Consider the following 19,931-nt stretch of genomic DNA (forward strand, 5'->3'; position numbering starts at 1 on the left):
CGCATGAAGGCCATGTTCTCCACATCGACGCCTCGATTTCTGCACTATCTGATCAAGCGGATTCGTAGCCGGCCGGATACCGAATGCCAGCAGGCCCTGATCCGCGTCGTGATCGGATTCATCTTTCTGGCCTACTTCTCCAGCGATTATGCCGTTCTGGATGACGCCATTCGCGGCCCGGCCCAATTCATCAGCATCCTGTTCACCGGAATCGCCATCCTGATCGTCGCGCTTTCGCTGATCCGACTGAATATTTCTCCGGCACGCCGCCTCGTCGCGATGGCACTGGATTATGCGACGTGTTCATTCCTGCTGACCTATACCGGGGAGGCCGGCAGCCCCCTGCTGGTGGTGTATCTGTGGGTCACGCTGGGCAATGGCTTCCGCTACGGCGCCAATTACCTGTATGCCGCCACCGCTATGGCGATCGCGGGGTTTGTACTGGTCCTCGCCCTTTCGCCCTACTGGAGCCAGCACATGTCCATCGGGGTGGCATTCCTGCTGTCCATGATTGCCGTACCGCTGTATTCGGCGTCGCTGCTGAAGCAGGTCCATTCCGCCATCCAGCGCGAACGCAAGGCCAACCAGGCCAAATCCAGTTTCCTCGCCAACATGAGCCACGAGCTCCGCACGCCGCTGAACGGCGTCATCGGCGTCGCCGACCTGCTGGCGGAAACGCGGCTCGACAAGGAACAGAAGGAATTCGCCCAGATCATCCGTGCATCGGCCAATACGCTGCTGGATCTGATCGAAAACGTACTCGATATTTCACGCATCGAAGCCGGCCGCATTGCCAAGAACGAAGAGGATTTTGACCTGCATCGCCTGGTGAACGGCACGATCGCGATGATGACCACCCAGGCCCAGAGCAAGGGTCTGGTGCTGGCGTCGCATATCGCGCCGCAGACACCGTTCCAGTTGCATGGCGATGTACGCCACCTGCGCCACGTCCTCATCAACCTGATCGGCAACGCCATCAAGTTTACCGAGCACGGACGCGTGGATATCTACGTCCGGCCGATCGGACAGGCCAATCCGCAACGCCTGCGCTTCGAGGTCGTCGATACCGGCATCGGCATTTCGGAAGCCGCCCTGCCCCGCGTTTTCGACACCTTCACCCAGGCGGACCCGAGCATCACGCGCCGCTTTGGCGGCAGCGGCCTGGGCACCACCATCGCCAAGCAGCTGGTGGAAGCGCTCGGCGGCCAGATCGGCGTGCATAGCCGCGAAGGGGAGGGCACGACCTTCTGGTTCGAATTGCCGTTCGCGCTGCAGGCAAGCCAGGCCGGCCCCGTGCCCGAGCAGTTCGACGCGCCGATGCGCGTGGCGATCCTGGCAAGCGGCGAACTCACGACGCGCATCCAGAGCGTGATCCGCAACTGGGGGGCCGATACGGTGGCGGTCGACAACACCACCCGGCTTGCCGCCGAGTTGTCGGCCTACCTGTCGGGCGGCACGCCGCTGGGCGCAGTGGTGGTGGAACGCAGCACCTTGCCGGGCGATCCGGTCGCCTTCCTGCACTTACTGCGCGACGATCCCAGTCTGGCGGCCCTGCCGGTCATCCTGATCGAATCTGATGCCCGCGTCACCCTGTCGCGCGATACGCAGCTGCTCCGCGAAGGCTACGCCTCGGTGCTGCGTACCCCGGTCAACACGACCTTGCTGTTCAACGCCATCCACGCCGTCACCAGCCACGACACGCCGTCCAACGTAGTCTCGCTGGCCAACCACCTGCAGGCGCAGGCGGGGCACACACCGGGGTTGAACATCCTGGTGGCAGAGGACAATCCGGTCAACCAGCGGGTGATCCGCGGCCTGCTGGAACATGCCGGACACACGACCTATCTGGCGCATGACGGCGAAGAAGCGCTGACCATGCTCGAATCCGGCGAGCAGCCATTCGACCTGGCCATCATCGACATGCATATGCCGCAACTGTCGGGACCCGAGGTGGTGCAACGCTGGCGTTTCATGGAAACCGGCCATTTGCCCATCATCATGCTGACTGCGGATGCGCGGAGCGAAGCGCAGGTGGCTTGCGAAGAAGCTGGCGCAGACACCTTCCTCACCAAGCCGGTCAACAGCCGCGAGCTGATCGAGGTGATCGCCCGGTTGGCGGGGCAGTCGGCGCAAACAGCGACGAATGCCCCTGCCCGCGCGCAGCCGGCGGTGGATGAACTGGACGAATCGATTCTCGACAATCTCGCCCAGCTTGGCGGACCGGGTTTCGTGGAAGACCTGCTGACGAGCTTCGAAGAAGACAGCGCACGCGCCTTGCGCAACATCGAGCGCGCGCTGACCGTCCAGGATTATGGCCAGTGGCACGACCAGCTGCACATGCTCAAGGGCGGCGCCCGCGATGTCGGTGCCAACCAGTTGGCCCAATTCTGCTCGGAAGCCGAACGCATCAAGCCGTTCGAACTCGCGACGCCCGTGGCCCGCGCCAGGCTCGATTCAGTACGGGACGCCCTGGCGGCCGCACAGGCCACACTCGCCGCCTATCAAACCAGCAAATTACGCGCTGAGCACAACTGAATCGCCGGTATGTGCGGTTTCGACCTTGCCGGTCTGCCGCATGACCAGGCGTTCCATCATGCGCAGATCCTTGCTCTCCAGCCGCAACGCCGCATCCACCCAGATTTCGGCGATCCGCATCAGCTCGTCATGTGCGATCGGCTGGGACAGTTCGCGCGCCGCCCGCAATGCCAGGGCGCCGTTGCGCTGACGCGCCTCCTTGCGAATGAAGTCGTAGACCGCCTGCTCGCCGCTGCCCGGATCGACCAGAACATCCACGGCGCCCAGTTCGTACATTTCCTCGGCCGTATAAAGCTTGCCGCTGAGAATGACTTTCTCGGCCTTGGTGTAACCGATCTTCCTGCCGAGCAGGGTCATGGCGCCCATGCCGGGGAACAGATTGAACAGTATTTCCGGAAAGCCCATTTTCGTCCCGCGCTCCGCGATCAGGATGTTTCCCGAAAGCGCGCACTCGAAGCCGCCCCCCAGTGCGTCTCCCTGCACCAGGGTGATGGTTTTCAGATTGGGGCGGTTCAAATGCAGGGCATTCAAAAACAAGGGGCGGATGCAGGCTTGCGCATATTTGCACAGGTTTTCGCGGTCACGCGCCTCGATCAACTGGCGAAACAGACTGAGGTCACCCCCCAGGTTGTAGATCCCGGGATGGCCGGAGGCCACCACCACATAATTCACGTCGGCGCACTCCGGATCGTCCACGCGTCGGGCCACGTCACCAAACCAATCGACGATCTCCCGCAGCAACGTCCCCGTGAAACAGGGGCGCGGCGCCGCGTTCATGTAGCCCCAGGCAACCTGATTGTGCTCGTCGTAGTACGTCGTAAGTTGACTGTAATCGTTCTGCTGTGGTTGCAGAGTGGTCCGTACAGCTTGCAGGTGCGCCATGATGCTTTCTCCACGAGGACATTGATCGGTCATGCGACGAATTTTCGGCATGTGTCCAGAGACTAACGCGCGGCTGGCGCCCGCTCAAGCACGAAATTGAACCTCGCGTCACCACCCCATATCTAGTGGGAATCCGCGCCTCGGAACGCTAGATCAAGGCTACGGGCGGGCATCCCTAGAATGTCCATACCATGCGCAGCGCGAGCGTAAACAGCAGCAGCGCAAAAACCCGTTTCAAGGGACGCACCGGCAGCCGGTGGGCGGTGCGCGCACCCAGCGGGGCGGTCAGCACGCTGCCCAGCACGATGCCGGCAAGCGCTGGCAGATAGACGAATCCCAAGCTGCCTGCAGGCAGGCCGCTCACCGTCCAGCCGCCCAGCACGTAGCCCACCGCGCCGGCAAACGCGATCGGAAAGCCGATCGCCGCCGACGTGGCGATCGCCCGGTGCAGCGGGACGTTGTGCCAGAGCATGAACGGTACCGACAAGGTGCCGCCACCGATACCGACCCAGCTCGACACGACGCCGATCACGCCGCCAGCCAGCGAGGTCCCGACGCGTCCGGGCAGGCCGCGATGCGGCGCCGGCTTGAAATCCAGCCACATCTGGATGGCCGCGTAGAACAAGAAAATCACAAAAAATATTTTCAACACCGTGGCCGGCATCCGCGCTGCCAAGGCTGCCCCCGCCAGCGTGCCGAGCACGATGCCAGGCGCGATGCGCCGTACCAGAGACCATTCGACAGCCCCGCGGCGTTGGTGTGCGCGAACGCTGGACAGGGACGTGAACAGGATGGTCGCGAGCGAGGTTCCCAATGCCAGTTGCGGTTCCATTCCGACCGCCTGGCCATGCGTGTGCAGCAGCATGATCAGCACCGGCACGATGATGAGGCCCCCGCCGACGCCCAGCAGGCCAGCCACGAAACCGACCACCAGCCCCAGCCCGCCGTAGGCGGCGAACAGCGACAGGTCGCCATAAGGCGCCAATGCGGCCAGTTCGATCATCAAAGATGCTTGACGATGAAAGCGTACTCGGCTGGGTCGACGGGGGTGATGGACAGGCGATTGCCCTTCTGCAGGATGCGCATGTTGGCGAGTTCGGGATAGCCACGGATTTCCGCCAGCGACATCAGCCGCGTCTTCTTCACCAGTTTCACGTCGACATTGAACCAGCGCGGCGTTTCCGGCGTGGCCTTGGGGTCGAAGTACTTGTTCTTGGGATCGAATTGGGTGGCGTCGGGATAGGCCAGCACGCTGACTTCGGCCAGCCCGGCGATGCCGGGTTCGGCACACGAGGAATGATAGAACAGCACCTTGTCGCCGGGCTTCATCTGGTCGCGCATGAAATTGCGCGCCTGGTAGTTGCGCACGCCATACCAGGCGACGCTCTGCTTGGGCATGGCGGCGAGGTCGTCGATGCTGACGTCGCTCGGCTCGGATTTCATCAGCCAGTAGCGCATGGTCAGGCCCGCTTGATCAGGGTACCGACGCCTTCGGGTGTCAGCACTTCCAGCAATAGGGCGTGCTCGACGCGGCCGTCGATGATGTGCGCAGTCTTGACACCGCTGTTCACCGCGTCGACCGCGTAGCCGACCTTGGGAATCATGCCGCCGGAAATGGTGCCGTCCTCGATCAACTCGTCGACCTCGCGCGGGGTGAGCCCCGTCAACAGCTGCATCTGCTTGTCGAGCACGCCCGGCGTGTTGGTCATGAAAATGACCTTTTCGGCCTGCAGCACGCCAGCGATCTTGCCGGCGGCGACGTCGGCGTTGATGTTGTACGCGTTGCCTTCGGAGTCGGTACCGAGCGGTGCCACCACCGGGATGAAATCGCGTGCGTCGAGCACCTGGATGATTTCCGGGTCGATGCTGGTGATTTCGCCGACCTGGCCGATGTCGAGCATCTCGTCGGCCTTTTCCTTGCTGCGCACCAGCATCTTCTTGGCGTGGATGAAATTGCCGTCCTTGCCGGTCAACCCCACTGCGCGGCCGCCATGCTTGTTGATCAATGTGACGATGTCCTGGTTGACCAGGCCGCCGAGCACCATTTCCACCACATCCAGCGTTTCCTCGTCGGTCACCCGCATGCCCTGGATGAACTCGCTCTGCTTGCCGATGCGCTGCAGCAGGCCGGCGATCTGCGGGCCGCCGCCGTGCACGACCACCGGGTTCATCCCCACCAGCTTCAGCAGCACCACGTCCTTGGCGAAGGCCTCCATCAGATGCCGCTCGGTCATGGCGTTGCCGCCGTACTTGATGACGATGGTCTTGTCGTAGAAGCGCTGGATGTAGGGCAGCGCCTCGGACAGGATGTTGGCCTTCTCGGCGGCAGTGTGGAGGGGGGTCATGATGGCTCCGTATAAGATTGCGCGGATTTTACGCCAATAAAAAAGGCGGCGCGCGGCCGCCTTTCGAGCCCGAAACCGCCGGCTTACTGCACGGCCAGACGCTTGGCCGCGGCCGCTGCTTTTTTCGGCAGCACCAGTTCCAGCACGCCATCTTGATAACGGGCGCTTGCGCTTGCCTCGTCGACCTCATGCTCGAGTGCGAAGCTGCGACCGACGCGGCCGACATAACGCTCGCGACGCAGCACTTTCTCGCCGTCCTTCTGCTCGGTAAGCTTTTTCGTCTCGGCGCTGATCGATACGGTATTGCCGTCGATGGTGATATGGATATCTTCCTTGTTCACGCCCGGGATATCAGCATGCACGGCGTAGCCGGTTTCATCCTCTTTCACATCCATGCGGATCTGCGGCATGTCCCTGTCCAGTTTCACCGGGCGGAAAAAGCCGCGGAACAGGTTGTCCAGGGAATCGGTTTCGAACGGATCGTAGCGGGTCATGTTAGACATCGTGTCCTCCTTCTGGTTGACAAACGTTGCGGATACGCATGATCTGGGGCAACCCGTCCGGCTTTTCAAGAGGCCGGCTTGTCCCTTTGGGCAGCAGCCTCTAAAGTGCCTACGCCCCCACGACGTGGGAACAAGGATCATTCGATGAGCACACTCGACGCGCAAACCTGGTTGGCCGACCATGGGGACTATCTGTTCCGGGTCGCACGACGCCAGTTGCACTCCGACGAACAGGCCGAGGACGCCGTGCAGGAAACCCTGCTCGCCGCGATCGCCGCCCAGGCCCGCTATGCGGGCGATGCCAGCCCGCGCACCTGGCTCACCGGCATCCTCAAACACAAGATCGTCGATCTGATCCGGAAACAGCTGCGCGAAGTCGCGCTTCCCTGCGACGAAGAAGGCGAGGAAGCCGTCGACCTCCTGTTCAAGCAGGATGGCCACTGGGCCGAACCACTACGGCCCTGGGGCAATCCGCAGGCCGAGGCCGAACTCAACCAGTTACGGCGCGTGCTGGACGAGTGTGCCGACCGCTTGAAGCCCGCCATGGCCCAGGTGTTCAGCCTGCGCGAGGTCGCCGGCATGGAAACCGAAGAAATTTGTAAGGAACTCGGTATCTCGCCGACCAACTGCTGGGTACTGCTGCATCGCGCACGATTGTTCATGCGGCAATGCCTGGAATTGAATGGCTTTTCGAAGGCAGGTGCAGCATGAAGTGGATATCGACATGCAAGGAAACCACCGTGCTCGCCTCACGTGCGATGGACGCGCGACTGCCGTTTGCTGATCGGGTGGCCATGCAGCTGCATTTGCTCATTTGCGAGAACTGCACCCGCTTCGCCCGGCAGCTGCATGAAATGCGCCGACTGTTCAGCGTGGAAACGGATGCCTACGATGACGCAAAGGGGCTCACTGACACGGCCCGTCAGCGCATCGCAACCGAATTGCAGGACAAGCTCGATCGCTGAGCGTGTTGCAAGAAGCCGGGATTTTCCGGTGTTGTCGTAACTTTTTTAATTAATATCAGGAGACAAATCGTGTCGAAAAAATCCCTGTTCGTCGCTGCTGCCGGTTCCGCGTTCGTTGCCAGTATGGCGGCCGCCCCCCTCGCTTCCGCCGCAAGCAACCCCTTCGCCCTGTCCGCGCTCTCGAGCGGTTACCAGGTGGCCGACAACCAGGCCACCAAGCCCGCGGACGGAAAATGCGGCGCCACCAAGAAAAAAGCCGCAGAAGTCGAGATGCAGGCCACCGACAAGAAAATGCCGGAAGGCAAGTGCGGCGAGGGCAAGTGTGGCGCCCCCAAAAAGGCCCCCAAGGCTGACGGGATGAACAAAGGCGACATGAAGTAAGCATGAAGCCCCTGCGCCCGTCCGGTGCGGGGCTGGGCTTTCGGCGCGAACTCATCCCTGCGCTGAAAGCCCGCGTCCCTGACGCCATCGATTTTTTCGAGCTTGCCCCGGAGAACTGGATCGACATGGGCGGCGCACGCGGCCGCGACCTGCGCAGTTTTACCGAGCGCTACCCGTTTGTCTGCCACGGCCTGTCGCTGTCGCTCGGCGGGCCGTCACCGCTTGACGACATGCTGCTGCACAAAACCCGGCAGTTCATGGAGTTGCATCAGATCGCACTGTTTACCGAGCACCTGTCGTATTGCTCGGACGACGGCCATCTGTACGACCTGCTGCCGATCCCTTTCACGGAGGAGGCCGTCCACTACGTCGCGTCACGCATCCGGCGCACGCAGGACATCCTGGAACGCCGCATCGCCATCGAGAATGCGTCGTTCTACGCGGCCGCACCGATCGCCGACATGGACGAAGCCGGCTTTATTCGCGCCGTGCTGCAGGAAGCCGATTGCGACCTGCATCTCGACGTCAACAACGTCTACGTCAACAGCGTGAACCACCGCTACGACCCGGTCGAATTCATCCGCGCCATGCCGACCGAACGCATCGTGTACCTGCACATGGCGGGACATCACAACGAAGCACAGGATCTGATCATCGACACCCACGGCGCCGACGTGATCGATCCGGTATGGTCGCTGCTCGACGAAACCTACCGCATCCACGGCGTCGCCCCCACGCTGCTGGAACGCGACTTCAACATTCCACCGCTGGCCGACCTGGCGCACGAGGTCGAGCATATCGCGCGCATTCAGGCCACTTACCGTCCGCATGCCTCCGTCGCCCGCACGTCCTGAATTCCAGCGTTACCAATTCGCCTTCACGGCGCATATCCGCGACCCCAAGGCGAACCCGCGTCCGCACGGCGTGGAGGCGCGGCGCATGAAAATCTACAACACGCTGCTCTACGACAATATCGAGGGATTCCTGCTGGCGTGCTTTCCGGTGTTGCGGCAGGTGCTCGGCACGCGCAGGTGGACACGGCTGGTGCGCGCGTTCTTCAGTACGCATCGCTGCCGCACGCCCTACTTCCGGCAGATCCCCGACGAGTTCATCCAGTTCCTGCAGAACGAATGGAACACGCCGGAAACCTACCCGCCCTGGACGCTCGCACTGGCGCACTACGAGTGGATCGAACTGGTGTTGTCCGTGTCGGACCGCGTCGCCGATCGCGACATCGACGACGCGGGCGACCTGGTCGATGGTTTGCCCATCCTGAACCCGGTACTGGCCAATCTGCATTACGACTGGCCGGTCCATCGAATCGGCCCGCGCCGCAAGATACGGCCTGCGGACACCTGTCTGCTGGTGTTCCGCGATGCGGCCGATCAAGTGCAGTTCAGCGAGATCAACGCCTTCACCGCGCGCCTGCTGACGCTACTGGAATCCGGCACGCTGAGCGGCCGCGCCGCGCTGGAACGCATCGCCGCCGAAAGCCGCCATCCCGACCCTGCGCTGATCCTGCAGGCTGGCGGCGCGCTGCTGGAGGATATGCGGGCGCGCGGCGCGATACTCGGTACGGCAGTTTCACCCGCTCACGCCCGCTGAAGAACGGGCGTGAGCGGGTGACGCGGCTCAGTGAGGGTGCTGCATCTGCATGGCGCCGCCCATGGCACGCGCTTCGGCCTTCACCTCGACGGTCTGCTGTTTGCCGCCTGATTCGATCACCAGCGTGAGCGGGATGACATCACCTGCCGCGATCGGTTTTTTCAGATTCATCAGCATGATGTGGAAACCGCCCGGTTCCAGCGAGACGGTCTTGCCCTTCGGCAGATCGACCGCCTTCACTTCACGCACCCGCATCACGTCGCCATCCATTTTCATTTCGTGCACTTCCACCCGCGGCACGACGCTGCTGGAGACGCCGACCAGGCGCGCATCGGCATCCGACTGGATCTGCATGTAGGCGCCGCCGACGGGCTGGCCCGGCATGGTGGCGCGTACCCATGCATCGGTCACGCTGATATTGGCGGCCCAGGCCGTCTGCGCTGCCAGGCTGAAGACTGCTGCAATCATCCATCCATGTTTCATTCCGGTTTCCTCTTCTCTCAGAAATGCATTGTCAAACCCAGGGTCGCCGCCCAGTCCGCCGTCAGTTGCGTACCGTTCACATTCTGATACAGCGGCAGCTGGACCAGCCCGTAGACCTGGGCATTATGGCCGACCGGCATCGCCAGGCCAGGGGAAAAATACGCATACTTTCCACCGCTGTCGGCCGGTTCGGCATTGCTGCCGGAATCGTGTCCCCGCCAGAGCAGATTGATTTGCGCGAGCGCGTGCACTGCCCCGAGCGGATAGGTCACCCCCGCATCGAGACTGACATGGTCACCCGGCTGGTAATCCTGCCGCTCGCTGACCGCATGCTGCCAGTTCATCTGCGTGTGCCAGCCCGTTTGCGCCAGATGGCCGGAGACGAACCCGCCCGCGATCACGTCGGTGGAACCCGATCCCGGCTGCAATGATCGTTCCGCCAGTTCGCCGTCGGCATTGCGTACCTTGGTCGAACCCGTCGGCAGCTTGACGCCGCCGATCAGGCCGTAGGCCTGGCCGTGCGCGGACTGTGCATCATCCAGCCGCAGATGCGCCAGCACACGCACGTCACCGAGCCGGGTGAAATTCCAGCTTTCCGGTTCGGGGCCGCCAACGCCGTTGAAGACGTGGGAATGGTCACGCGACACCAGCGGGGCCTGCAACGTCACGCCCAGGGAAGAACTGAAGGCATGGCTCACGCTGGCGACCATATTCCGGTTGAGCGTCTTGATCTCGTCGTGTTCACCCGTCACGCCTGCGGCCGTGGTCTTGTCCGTACCGGAACGCAGTTGATTCTGATGGATCATTTCCATGCGCAGGTCCAGGCGTGTGGCGTTTTCCTGCCAGGGTGTCTGGGTATCCCAGTCGGTGTTGATCGTGCAGAACGCCGAACCGCAACTGGCGGCTGCGGCCATCGGGAGAAGCAACAGCGGTAGCGCAAGGCCGGTCTGCCAGGTGGGGTTCATTCGTCACGTCACGCAGGGGTTTCAGTTCGTGCACGATAACAAATTGTCCACCCCCGGCAGTGCGACATATCGTCGCATGTCGTGCGCATGCATCCATCCACCTTTCCTCGACATGCCGCAAACCGCCCGGGCCAGACGCCGTGCGGCATGCGCGAAAGAATGTACGACGGGTTGGCGCCCGGAACGGCATGCAATCGGGGCGTCAACCGCATGGGTTGCGGCGATTTGTCACATTCTCGGCGGCGCGCGGCTTTTTTAGACTCGGGCAAAATTTCAACAACGCCGAGAAGAACATGCTGTTTCCCCGAAAGCCCCTCCCCTTCGCCCTCTCGCTTGCCCTGTCGGCAATCTGGAACAATGCCGCCGCACAGAGCGACGCCTCGCCCGTTCTCCCGGAGACGCCGCTCATGACCGTCGTCGTCGTGGGCGCGCCGGATTCCACCGATGCCGAGCTCAACGGCGTGACCCTGGATGCGGCAAGCCTGCAGCCCCTGCATGCCGCCACCAGCGACACGGCCAGCCTGCTCCGGGACGTTCCGGGCCTCAATCTCCAGGGTGCCGGCGGGGTGTCGAGCCTGCCGTCGATTCGCGGCCTGGGCGACGACCGCCTGCGCATCAAGGTCGACGGCATGGACCTGATCGCGTCCTGTCCCAACCACATGAACCCAGCCCTGTCCTACATCGATCCCACCCGGGTCGATGCTGTCAAGGTATTCGCCGGCATCACGCCTGTCAGCGTCGGTGGCGACAGCATCGGCGGCACTCTCATCGTGGAATCGGCCAAACCGCAATTCGCCCGCGCCGGCGAAGGCGTCCTCACCCGGGGATCGGTCGGCACCTTCTACCGCAGCAACGGCAATGCCATGGGCGCCAACGCCGCCGTCACGGTGGCCGGCGAAAACCTCAGCGTGACCTATACCGGCTCGACCGCGCAGTCGGACAACTACAAGGCGGGTGACAATTTCAAGACGAGCACGCTCACGGGACGACCCGGACATACGCTGCCGCTCGACGAAGTCGGCTCGTCCGCCTACCGGTCGATCAACCAGGCGCTCGCGATCGCGCTGCGCAATGAGAATCACCTGTTCGATCTGAAGCTGGGTCGCCAGCACATTCCGTACGAGAATTTCCCGAACCAGCGCATGGACATGACCGACAACACGAGCGATCAGGTCAATCTGGGCTACACCGGGCAATATCAGTGGGGCGTTCTGAAGGCGCGCGTCTATCACGAGAAGACCCGGCACGAAATGAACTTCGGCGACGACAAGCAGTTCGTGTACGGCACCGCCCCGGGCATGCCGATGAACTCCGACGGGAAGACCACCGGCGTATCGGTCAACGCGGATATCCGGCTTTCCGAACGCGACACCGTGCGGGTCGGCAGCGAATACCAGGTCTATCGACTGGACGACTGGTGGCCGCCGTCGGGGACGGGTGGCATGTCTCCGGGCACCTTCTGGAACATCAACGACGGCCAGCGCGACCGCTACGCCCTGTTCGGCGAATGGGAGGCGCGCCTCACGCCGCAGTGGACCAGCCTGCTGGGGCTGCGCCACGAGACGGTCAGGACGGATGCGGGCGATGCGGCGGGCTACTGCACCAGCGGCATGTGCATGGGCAACCAGCTTGCCGATAGCGCCAGCTTCAACAGCCAGGATCACAGCAGGACCGATCGCAACTGGGATCTGACCGCGCTGGCGCGCTACACCCCGGATGCCACGCAGACCTACGAGGCAGGCCTCGCGCAAAAGACCCGCTCGCCCAATCTGTACGAACGCTACACCTGGTCCACCTGGCCCATGGCAGCGATCATGAACAACTTCGTCGGCGACGGAAACGGCTATGTCGGCAACCTCGACCTCAAGCCGGAGGTGGCGCACACGCTGAGCCTTGCCGCCGACTGGCACGATGCCCGGCAGAAAGTCTGGGGCGTGCGCATCGCGCCCTACTACACGCATGTCCGGGACTACATCGACGCACGCTGCAGCAGCGCCAGCTGCCCCGACGGACAATTCAACGTGCTCAAGTACGTCAACCAGTCGGCCCGGCTGGTTGGCGTCGACCTCTCCGGTCATCTCCTCGCCGCCAGCACGCCCGCGTATGGCGATTTCACCGTGAGCGGCATCGTGAATGTCACCCGCGGCGAAAACCGGGATACGGGTGACAACCTGTACAACATCATGCCGCTGAACGCGAAGCTGGCCCTGACGCAAAAACGGGGACGCCTGACCAACACGGTCGAAGCGCAGTTCGTCGCGGCCAAACACACCGTCTCGGATGTCCGGAACGAAGTGGAAACCAGCGGCTACAGCCTGTTCAATCTGCGCAGCAGCTACGCATGGAAGCAGGTCCGCCTGGACGTGGGGATCGACAACCTGTTCGACAGGGGCTATGCGCTGCCCTTGGGCGGCGCCTATGTCGGCCAGGGCATGACGATGTCCATCAATGGCATCCCCTGGGGCATCGCCGTGCCCGGCCCGGGTCGCTCGGTCTATGCCGGCGTGAACTACCAGTTCTAGGAATGCCGCAGCGGGCTTTAATCCCCGCTGCGAATCCGGGTCCCGCGGCGCTGTGTGCCCGGGGCTCGTTTCATTTCAACGCCACCATTCGACGGCAGGCGACACGGCAAAAAAATCCCGCCGGGCAGGCGGGACAGGTTTGGAGCAGAGCGCGGGTAAAACGCCTGCACACTTTAAAGACGGCGCACGATGCGCACAATTGGACAAATTGCCGCAGCCCGCGGCACCCGGCGACACGGGTATTACAATGCCGCCATGTCGTCAGCGACCGATTCCACCCTGTTGTCCACCCTGCCCGCGCGTGCCCTGCTGGGGCGTCTGCTGGCGGTGCGCCTCTCGTTGATCGGCGGCTGGGCGGCCGGCATCGTCTGGCTGCACTGGGGCCTGCGCATCCCGATGCCGCTGTTGCCGATGGGTGCGGTCCTGCTGCTCATGGGCATGTTCTCGCTCACCACGGCATGGCGGCTGCGGCTGGACTTGCCCGCTACCCAGATGGAATTTCTGGCCCACCTGCTCGCCGACCTCACCGCATTCGCGGTGCTGGTTTTTTTCAGCGGCGGCGTGACCAACCCCTTCGTCTCGCTCATGCTGGTGCCCGTCGTCATCGCGGCGATCAGCCTGCGCCCGCGCTGGGTGTGGCTGCTGGCAGCCGTGGCGGGCGGCTTCTACGGCCTGCTGCTGTTCTATTTCCAGCCGCTCGCCGTGACCGATCCGATCGCCGCCTACGGCATGCATCTGGGCGGCATGTGGTTCAACTTCCTCATCAGCGCAGGGCTGATCGCCTTCTTCGTCACCCGCATGCATGCCGCCCTGCGCACGCGCGACCAGGAGCTGTCCGCGCTGCGCGAAAAACAGCTGCGCGACGAACGCATCGTCGCGCTGGGCACGCAGGCCGCGCTGGCTGCGCACGAACTCGCCACCCCACTCGCCACCATCCAGACCACGGCACATGAGCTCGCGCGCGAATTCGCCAACGACCCCGACATCGGCGCCGATTGCCATCTGCTCGAAAAACAGGCCCAGGCTTGCAAGCAGATCCTCACCCAGCTTGCCGCACGCGCCCAGGACAGTGCGGCGGCCGCCCATCCGCTCGATGCCTGGCTCGCCACCCTGGTCGAGCGCTGGCAGGTGCTGCGCCCCGACGCCCATGTCCGCTTCACGCTACTGAACGACAGCCGCGACTTCATCCCGCCCGAGGGCCTGGAGCAGGCGATCCTGAACGTGCTGAACAATGCAGCCGACGTGTCGCCCCACGCCGTCGAATTCGCAGCCACCGCCAGCCGCGACGCGCTGGCGATCGATATCGCGGATCGCGGCCCCGGCTTTACGCCCGAACAGAAGGCGCAGGCGGGACGCGTGCTGTTCAGCGGCAAGCCAGGGCGCGGCTGGGGCATGGGCCTCGCGCTCACCCACGCCACCCTGGAACGGATCGGCGGCACGCTGACCCTGGCCGAACGCAACGGCGGCGGTACCCGCGTGCGCATCACCTTGCCTTGGACACATCCCGTATGAACAAGAAATTGCTGATCGTCGAAGACGACGCCGATTTTGCGGCGGCCCTGTCGCGCGCCATGGGCAAGCGCGGCTTCGAGACTGCCGTGGCGCACGATGCGGTAGAAGCCCGGTCCGTGGCCACGGCCTTTTCCCCCAGTCATGCCGTCGTCGATCTCAAGCTGCCGGGCGAATCGGGGCTGGCTGTCGTGGCCGCGCTCGCCGCGCGCACACCCGCGCCTGCCATCGTGGTGCTCACCGGCTACGCCAGCATCGCCACCGCCGTCGAGGCGGTCCGCCTAGGCGCACGACACTACCTGGCGAAACCGGCGGATGCCGACGAGATCCTCGCCGCGCTCATGCGCGACCAGCCCGATGCCGCGCTGGAAGTCAGTCCCGAGCCGCTATCCGTGGCACGGCTGGAATGGGAACACATCCAGAAGGTGCTGAACGAACACGACGGCAACATCTCGGCCACCGCGCGCGCATTGAAGATGCACCGCCGGACCCTGCAGCGAAAACTCGACAAGAACCCGCCGAAGGCGGGTTGAACGCCGGGGTCCGTCAGCGCGGGCTAGCCGCCGCTGCCCCAGTCGACCCATCCGGTATACGCCGTCAGCAGCACCAACAGGCCGAACACGATGCGGTACCAGGCGAACACCGTGAAATCGTGGCGGCTGACGAAACGGATCAGGCCACGCACCGCCAGCAGCGCGCTGATGAACGAAGCCGCGCTGCCCACTGCAAACAGGCCGATGTCGTCCGCACTGAAAAGATGCCGGTTCTTGAAGACGTCGTAGAACGTCGCGGCGAACATGGTCGGGATCGCGAGGAAAAACGAGAACTCCGTTGCCGTCTTGCGCGACAGGCCGAAAAACAGACCGCCGATGATCGTCGCCCCCGAACGCGAGGTGCCGGGAATCATCGCCAGTGCCTGCGCAAATCCGACCTTCAACGCATCGCGCCAGGTCATGTCGTCGACCGTTTCCGCACGGATGACGTGCTTGCGCCGTTCCGCCCACAAAATCAGCACGCCGCCGATGATCAGCGCGGAGGCGACGACGATGGGATTGAACAGATAGTGCTTGATCTGCTTGATGAACAGAAAGCCCAGCACCGCCGCAGGCAGGAAGGCCACGATCAGGTTGATCGCCAGCCGCTGCGAGGCCGGCTCGGTCGTGACATTGACCAGCGCATGTCCGAGGCGCGCCCGGTATTCCCACACCACTGCCAGGATCGCCGCGAACTGGATCGCGATCTCGAACACCTTGCCCTTGTCGTCGTTGAAGTTAAGCAGCTGTCCGACCAGGATCAGGTGGCCGGTGCTGGACACCGGCAGGAACTCGGTCAGGCCCTCGACGATGCCGAGGATGAGCGCGTGCAGGAGAATGGTGGGATCGGTCATGGCAAGGGTCTGGGCATGAAAAAAAAAACGCGTCGGGCTGACGCGCTGCGGATTATACGCGGCGCTCATGGCCGCTTCGTGATCGCGGCATTCAGAGAGAAAGCGCTTGTTCAGACTCGCAGGCGGTCACCCGGTTCCGTCCCTGTTGCTTGGACTGGTAAAGGCATTCGTCGGCGGCCGCGATCAGGGCGTCCAGCGTGAGATGGGCGGGCGCACGCTGGGCAATGCCAAAGCTCGCCGTCACCGCGCTTGCGCCGGATTCGTGCGGCACGCGCATGGCCGCGATCGCGGTACGCAGCCGCTCCGCCAGCTTTGTCGCCTCATCCCGATCGGTTTCGGGCAGGAACACGATGAATTCCTCGCCCCCCCAGCGGGCCAGCACATCGCCCAGGCGAATGGATTGCCTGAGAATGGCCGCGGTCGCCTTCAGCACGTCGTCGCCGTGTGCGTGCCCATAGGCGTCGTTGACCTGTTTGAACAGATCGATGTCGAGCAGCATGACCGACGTGGGATGCCCGTGGCGAATGGCGTGGCTCCACAGTGCGCCGGTCTTGTCGTAAAAGGCGCGCCGGTTGTTCAATCCGGTCAGCGGGTCCATTTGCGCCAGCCGTTCGGCACGCAACCGTTCTTCCTGGCCGACGCGCAGCTGGTAGGCCAGCGCCAGGGCAAGCAGCGTGGCGTCGAGCTGCATGCCGATTTCCACGGCACGGAACGTCCAGCTGTTGTGCGGGATGAAGCCCCAGACCGACAAGGTCGTCAGCAGGGCGCCCACCATGGCCGAGAGGGCGGCAATGAGGAAATATTGCGCCGGTTTCTGCCCGGTGCGGACCGAGATGATGCCCAGCAACAGCATGATGCTGCTGAACAGGAACGCGAAGACGAATGCATCCAGCAGCGCATATTTCTGGCTGTCCAGCAGGATGGCCGCCGCCAGCAGAATACCGAAGATGACGCAAAACCCGATGACCGCCTTGCGCACTCGCGGGAAATACACCTGCAGATCGAGAAAGCGGATGGCAAACAGCAGGCCGGACACGCCATACAGGAACATCAGGACCGGGTTGGACCATTGCTGCCAGATGGTCGAATCGGGCCAGAACCAGGCGAAACCATGACCGGTATAGGCGACATTCATGGCGACGAACATCGCCAGGTAGAGCGCATAGTACAGATAGCGCGAGCTACGGAGACTGGCGAAAAGAATGGCGTTATACGCCATCAGGGCGAGCAGGAAACCATAGACGATGCCATAGCTGAATTCCTGCTGCATTTGCCGGAGCCGCGATGTTTCCGGGCTCAACAGATAGATCGGCGCAACCATGGGGTCGGGCGTCTCCAGGCGGATGAACACGTCGCTGGTCCCCGGCTCGAACGTATGGTCGAACACGAAGTAACGGCTGTCGACCGGGCGTTGCGCGAAGGGCAGCGTATCGCCGGCCCGGTACCGTTCGACCGTCTTGCCGCGATACTGGACGTAGACCTCGACCTGGTCGAGCCAGGCGATTTCGATGGACAGTCTTTTCTGCAGCGGCGCGGCGGTCGGGTTGTCCACCGCAAAATGGATCCACGCAGGCTTCGAACCAATGCCGAAATTCAGGACCGGGCTGTTCCCCGGAGAGAATTGTCCCGCCTGGTAGGCCGCAATCGCGGCCGGCAGGGTGAGCCGCCCGTCCTGCTCTTTCAGAAATTCCGTCGACAGGCCAATGGCCGACTCATGATCGAGGACGGCTGACAGCGGCTGGGCAGCCACCGGTACGCTGCCCAGCCAAACCAGCATGGCGACAAGCCGAAAAAGCCATCTGAACAATCTGTTGTACAAGTTCGGCGCCGGTCGTGTACTGGAATGTCAGATCTTGCGGTAGACCTCGGCGCCCTGCTTCACGAACTCGACCGCCTTCACCTCCATGCCCTTCTCGAGGGCTTCGGCTTCGTTCAGGCCCTCCTTCGCGGCAAACTCGCGCACGTCCTGGGTGATCTTCATCGAGCAGAAGTGCGGGCCGCACATCGAGCAGAAGTGCGCGACTTTGGCCGACTCCTTGGGCAGCGTCTCGTCGTGGAAGGATTTCGCCTTGTCGGGGTCGAGGCCAAGATTGAACTGGTCGTCCCACCTAAATTCAAACCGGGCCTTGGAGAGCGCGTTGTCGCGGATCTGCGCGCCGGGATGGCCCTTGGCCAGATCGGCCGCGTGCGCGGCTAGCTTGTAGGTGATGATGCCTTCCTTCACATCATCCTTGTCCGGCAGGCCGAGGTGCTCCTTCGGCGTGACGTAGCACAGCATCGCGGTGCCGTACCAGCCGATCATGGCGGCGCCGATGCCGCTGGTGATATGGTCGTAGCCGGGCGCGATGTCGGTGGTCAGCGGGCCGAGCGTGTAGAACGGCGCCTCGGAGCAGGACTCCAGCTGGATGTCCATGTTCTCCTTGATCAGCTGCATCGGCACGTGGCCGGGGCCTTCGATCATGACCTGGACGTCGTGCTTCCACGCCACCTGGGTCAGCTCGCCGAGCGTGCGCAGTTCGGAGAGCTGCGCCTCGTCGTTGGCGTCGTAGATCGATCCGGGGCGCAGGCCGTCGCCGAGCGAGAAGGCCACGTCGTAGGCCTTCATGATCTCGCAGATGTCCTCGAAGTGCGTGTAGAGGAAGCTCTCCTTGTGATGCGCGAGGCACCACTTGGCCATGATCGAGCCGCCGCGCGAAACGATGCCGGTCATGCGGTTGGCGGTCATCGGCACGTAGCGCAGCAACACGCCGGCGTGGATGGTGAAGTAGTCGACGCCCTGCTCGGCCTGCTCGATCAGCGTGTCGCGGAACATCTCCCAGGTCAGTTCTTCCGCCTTGCCGTCGACCTTCTCGAGCGCCTGGTAGATCGGGACTGTTCCAATGGGTACGGGCGAATTGCGGATGATCCACTCGCGCGTCTCGTGGATGTTCTTGCCGGTGGAGAGATCCATCACGGTGTCGCCGCCCCAGCGAATCGCCCAGGTCATCTTCTCGACTTCTTCCTGGATGCTGGAGCCGAGCGCGGAGTTGCCGATGTTGGCGTTGATTTTGACGAGAAAATTCCGGCCGATGATCATCGGCTCGGATTCCGGGTGGTTGATGTTGTTGGGGATGATGGCGCGGCCGCGGGCGACTTCGTCGCGCACGAATTCCGGCGTGATCTCGTTCTGCAGGCTGGCGCCGAAGTTCTGCCCGGGATGCTGGCGGTTCATCAGCGCAGCGAGCTTCGCGCCCTGCGGGCCGGATGCCTTCAGCGATTCCAGGTAGGCCGCGCGGTTGTTGTTCTCGCGGATCGCAATGAACTCCATCTCCGGCGTGATGATGCCCTGGCGCGCGTAGTGCATCTGCGTCACGTTCATGCCGGCCTTGGCGCGGCGCGGCGTGCGGTGCAGACCGGGGAAACGCATCGTGGCGAGTTCGGGATTGGCGGCCTGCTGGCGGCCGTATTCGGAACTCAGGTCAGCCAGCACCTCGGTGTCGCCGCGTGCCTCGATCCAGCGCGTGCGCAGCGCGGGCAGGCCGGTGCGGATGTCGATCTTCGCCGTCGGGTCGGTATACGGGCCGGAGCAGTCGTAGACGAAAATCGGCGGATTCGGTTCGGAGTGCGCGCCGCCTGCGCCATTCTCGCCGCTGAACATCAGCGGCGTGTCGGCCTGGCTGATCTCGCGCATCGGCACGCGGATGTCGGGCTGGCTGCCCTGCACGTAGATCTTGCGCGAGTTCGGCAGCGGCTGCACCGCCGCTTCGTCGACGTGCGCGGTGGCGGCTAGGAATTTGGGGTTGGCGTTCATGGCGGGCGCTCCAGCAGAATTAGGGTGGAGGCCGCTGAGTCAGCCTCGCTATTTAGTCC

19 protein-coding genes are annotated in these 19,931 nt (G+C 63.4%); 9 read left to right on the forward strand and 10 right to left on the reverse strand.

The features are described 5' to 3' along the window. Positions 1 to 3 precede the first annotated feature (3 nt). The gene (locus ABT23_RS01945; protein ID WP_296630384.1) at positions 4 to 2,535 is read left to right on the forward strand and encodes an ATP-binding protein; all 2,532 of its coding nucleotides are present in this window, start codon (positions 4 to 6) and stop codon (positions 2,533 to 2,535) included. Here the strand turns inward: ABT23_RS01945 and ABT23_RS01950 are convergent. From ABT23_RS01950 to ABT23_RS01970, 5 genes are all read right to left on the reverse strand, one after another. Beyond that, the gene (locus ABT23_RS01950; RefSeq protein WP_296630387.1) at positions 2,515 to 3,417 is read right to left on the reverse strand and encodes a crotonase/enoyl-CoA hydratase family protein; all 903 of its coding nucleotides are present in this window, start codon (positions 3,415 to 3,417) and stop codon (positions 2,515 to 2,517) included. The genes ABT23_RS01945 and ABT23_RS01950 overlap by 21 nt on opposite strands. 175 nt (positions 3,418 to 3,592) lie before the next feature. Next, positions 3,593 to 4,420 carry a sulfite exporter TauE/SafE family protein gene (locus ABT23_RS01955; protein WP_296630389.1) on the reverse strand — a complete coding sequence of 276 codons (828 nt, stop codon included), beginning with the start codon at positions 4,418 to 4,420 and terminating at the stop codon, positions 3,593 to 3,595. Beyond that, positions 4,420 to 4,875, reverse strand: a complete 456-nt coding sequence (locus tag ABT23_RS01960) for an EVE domain-containing protein (protein WP_296630392.1) — start codon at positions 4,873 to 4,875, stop codon at positions 4,420 to 4,422. The genes ABT23_RS01955 and ABT23_RS01960 overlap by 1 nt, the downstream gene beginning before the upstream one ends. Before the next feature lie 2 nt (positions 4,876 to 4,877). Further along, complete coding sequence (argB, locus tag ABT23_RS01965) at positions 4,878 to 5,762, reverse strand: acetylglutamate kinase (protein WP_296630398.1); 885 nt, start codon at positions 5,760 to 5,762, stop codon at positions 4,878 to 4,880. Positions 5,763 to 5,845: 83 nt separating this feature from the next. Continuing rightward, positions 5,846 to 6,265 (reverse strand): Hsp20 family protein, encoded by a 420-nt coding sequence (locus ABT23_RS01970; RefSeq protein ID WP_296630401.1) that lies wholly within the window; start codon positions 6,263 to 6,265, stop codon positions 5,846 to 5,848. A 144-nt stretch (positions 6,266 to 6,409) separates the two neighbouring features. Between ABT23_RS01970 and ABT23_RS01975 the strand changes: the two genes are divergently transcribed. The 5 genes from ABT23_RS01975 (at position 6,410) to ABT23_RS01995 (ending at position 9,216) form a co-directional block, all read left to right on the forward strand. Beyond that, entirely contained in the window at positions 6,410 to 6,976 is a 567-nt protein-coding gene (locus ABT23_RS01975; RefSeq protein ID WP_296630403.1) for a sigma-70 family RNA polymerase sigma factor, read from the forward strand. Between the two features lie 29 nt (positions 6,977 to 7,005). After that, the gene (locus tag ABT23_RS01980; protein WP_296630406.1) at positions 7,006 to 7,230 is read left to right on the forward strand and encodes a hypothetical protein; all 225 of its coding nucleotides are present in this window, start codon (positions 7,006 to 7,008) and stop codon (positions 7,228 to 7,230) included. Between the two features lie 69 nt (positions 7,231 to 7,299). Continuing rightward, complete coding sequence (locus tag ABT23_RS01985) at positions 7,300 to 7,611, forward strand: hypothetical protein (RefSeq protein ID WP_296630410.1); 312 nt, start codon at positions 7,300 to 7,302, stop codon at positions 7,609 to 7,611. A 2-nt stretch (positions 7,612 to 7,613) separates the two neighbouring features. Continuing rightward, a complete protein-coding gene (locus ABT23_RS01990) occupies positions 7,614 to 8,465 on the forward strand; it encodes a DUF692 domain-containing protein (RefSeq protein ID WP_296630412.1) in 852 nt (283 codons plus the stop codon). Next, a complete protein-coding gene (locus tag ABT23_RS01995) occupies positions 8,440 to 9,216 on the forward strand; it encodes a putative DNA-binding domain-containing protein (RefSeq protein ID WP_296630415.1) in 777 nt (258 codons plus the stop codon). Before ABT23_RS01990 ends, ABT23_RS01995 begins: the two co-directional genes overlap by 26 nt. A 27-nt stretch (positions 9,217 to 9,243) precedes the next feature. Here ABT23_RS01995 and ABT23_RS02000 read toward each other — a convergent pair whose 3' ends face one another. Then, on the reverse strand, positions 9,244 to 9,699 hold the full coding sequence (locus tag ABT23_RS02000) for a copper chaperone PCu(A)C (protein WP_296630418.1): 456 nt from the start codon (positions 9,697 to 9,699) through the stop codon (positions 9,244 to 9,246). Between the two features lie 17 nt (positions 9,700 to 9,716). Beyond that, entirely contained in the window at positions 9,717 to 10,664 is a 948-nt protein-coding gene (locus tag ABT23_RS02005) for a hypothetical protein (protein ID WP_296630420.1), read from the reverse strand. A gap of 293 nt (positions 10,665 to 10,957) precedes the next feature. Here ABT23_RS02005 and ABT23_RS02010 point away from each other — a divergent pair, with 293 nt between their 5' ends. From ABT23_RS02010 to ABT23_RS02020, 3 genes are all read left to right on the forward strand, one after another. Then, the gene (locus ABT23_RS02010; RefSeq protein ID WP_296630423.1) at positions 10,958 to 13,186 is read left to right on the forward strand and encodes a TonB-dependent receptor; all 2,229 of its coding nucleotides are present in this window, start codon (positions 10,958 to 10,960) and stop codon (positions 13,184 to 13,186) included. A 255-nt stretch (positions 13,187 to 13,441) separates the two neighbouring features. Then, on the forward strand, positions 13,442 to 14,698 hold the full coding sequence (locus ABT23_RS02015) for an ATP-binding protein (RefSeq protein ID WP_296630425.1): 1,257 nt from the start codon (positions 13,442 to 13,444) through the stop codon (positions 14,696 to 14,698). Next, positions 14,695 to 15,228: a response regulator transcription factor gene (locus tag ABT23_RS02020; protein ID WP_296630427.1), complete on the forward strand. Its 534-nt coding sequence runs from the start codon at positions 14,695 to 14,697 to the stop codon at positions 15,226 to 15,228. Before ABT23_RS02015 ends, ABT23_RS02020 begins: the two co-directional genes overlap by 4 nt. 23 nt (positions 15,229 to 15,251) lie before the next feature. Here ABT23_RS02020 and ABT23_RS02025 read toward each other — a convergent pair whose 3' ends face one another. From ABT23_RS02025 to thiC, 3 genes are all read right to left on the reverse strand, one after another. Continuing rightward, positions 15,252 to 16,082 (reverse strand): undecaprenyl-diphosphate phosphatase, encoded by an 831-nt coding sequence (locus ABT23_RS02025; protein ID WP_296630767.1) that lies wholly within the window; start codon positions 16,080 to 16,082, stop codon positions 15,252 to 15,254. A gap of 91 nt (positions 16,083 to 16,173) precedes the next feature. Continuing rightward, complete coding sequence (locus ABT23_RS02030; protein WP_296630429.1) at positions 16,174 to 17,859, reverse strand: diguanylate cyclase; 1,686 nt, start codon at positions 17,857 to 17,859, stop codon at positions 16,174 to 16,176. A gap of 69 nt (positions 17,860 to 17,928) precedes the next feature. Further along, on the reverse strand, positions 17,929 to 19,872 hold the full coding sequence (thiC, locus tag ABT23_RS02035) for a phosphomethylpyrimidine synthase ThiC (RefSeq protein WP_296630431.1): 1,944 nt from the start codon (positions 19,870 to 19,872) through the stop codon (positions 17,929 to 17,931). Positions 19,873 to 19,931: the final 59 nt, after the last annotated feature.

This window comes from Thiobacillus sp. SCN 63-57, from assembly GCF_001725555.1.
Taxonomy (GTDB): Bacteria; Pseudomonadota; Gammaproteobacteria; order Burkholderiales; family Thiobacillaceae; genus Thiobacillus.

What these genes read in the sequence shown, in the direction of transcription:
- ABT23_RS01960 (WP_296630392.1), bottom strand. Translation starts at nt 4,875, where the DNA reads ATGCGCTACTGGCTGATGAAATCCGAGCCGAGCGACGTCAGCATCGAC.
- ABT23_RS02010 (WP_296630423.1), top strand. Translation starts at nt 10,958, where the DNA reads ATGCTGTTTCCCCGAAAGCCCCTCCCCTTCGCCCTCTCGCTTGCCCTG.
- ABT23_RS02020 (WP_296630427.1), top strand. Translation starts at nt 14,695, where the DNA reads ATGAACAAGAAATTGCTGATCGTCGAAGACGACGCCGATTTTGCGGCG.
- ABT23_RS01990 (WP_296630412.1), top strand. Translation starts at nt 7,614, where the DNA reads ATGAAGCCCCTGCGCCCGTCCGGTGCGGGGCTGGGCTTTCGGCGCGAA.
- ABT23_RS02005 (WP_296630420.1), bottom strand. Translation starts at nt 10,664, where the DNA reads ATGAACCCCACCTGGCAGACCGGCCTTGCGCTACCGCTGTTGCTTCTC.
- ABT23_RS01945 (WP_296630384.1), top strand. Translation starts at nt 4, where the DNA reads ATGAAGGCCATGTTCTCCACATCGACGCCTCGATTTCTGCACTATCTG.
- ABT23_RS01950 (WP_296630387.1), bottom strand. Translation starts at nt 3,417, where the DNA reads ATGGCGCACCTGCAAGCTGTACGGACCACTCTGCAACCACAGCAGAAC.
- ABT23_RS02015 (WP_296630425.1), top strand. Translation starts at nt 13,442, where the DNA reads ATGTCGTCAGCGACCGATTCCACCCTGTTGTCCACCCTGCCCGCGCGT.
- thiC (WP_296630431.1), bottom strand. Translation starts at nt 19,872, where the DNA reads ATGAACGCCAACCCCAAATTCCTAGCCGCCACCGCGCACGTCGACGAA.
- ABT23_RS01975 (WP_296630403.1), top strand. Translation starts at nt 6,410, where the DNA reads ATGAGCACACTCGACGCGCAAACCTGGTTGGCCGACCATGGGGACTAT.
- argB (WP_296630398.1), bottom strand. Translation starts at nt 5,762, where the DNA reads ATGACCCCCCTCCACACTGCCGCCGAGAAGGCCAACATCCTGTCCGAG.
- ABT23_RS02000 (WP_296630418.1), bottom strand. Translation starts at nt 9,699, where the DNA reads ATGAAACATGGATGGATGATTGCAGCAGTCTTCAGCCTGGCAGCGCAG.
- ABT23_RS02030 (WP_296630429.1), bottom strand. Translation starts at nt 17,859, where the DNA reads ATGCTGGTTTGGCTGGGCAGCGTACCGGTGGCTGCCCAGCCGCTGTCA.
- ABT23_RS01970 (WP_296630401.1), bottom strand. Translation starts at nt 6,265, where the DNA reads ATGTCTAACATGACCCGCTACGATCCGTTCGAAACCGATTCCCTGGAC.
- ABT23_RS01995 (WP_296630415.1), top strand. Translation starts at nt 8,440, where the DNA reads ATGCCTCCGTCGCCCGCACGTCCTGAATTCCAGCGTTACCAATTCGCC.
- ABT23_RS02025 (WP_296630767.1), bottom strand. Translation starts at nt 16,082, where the DNA reads ATGACCGATCCCACCATTCTCCTGCACGCGCTCATCCTCGGCATCGTC.
- ABT23_RS01955 (WP_296630389.1), bottom strand. Translation starts at nt 4,420, where the DNA reads ATGATCGAACTGGCCGCATTGGCGCCTTATGGCGACCTGTCGCTGTTC.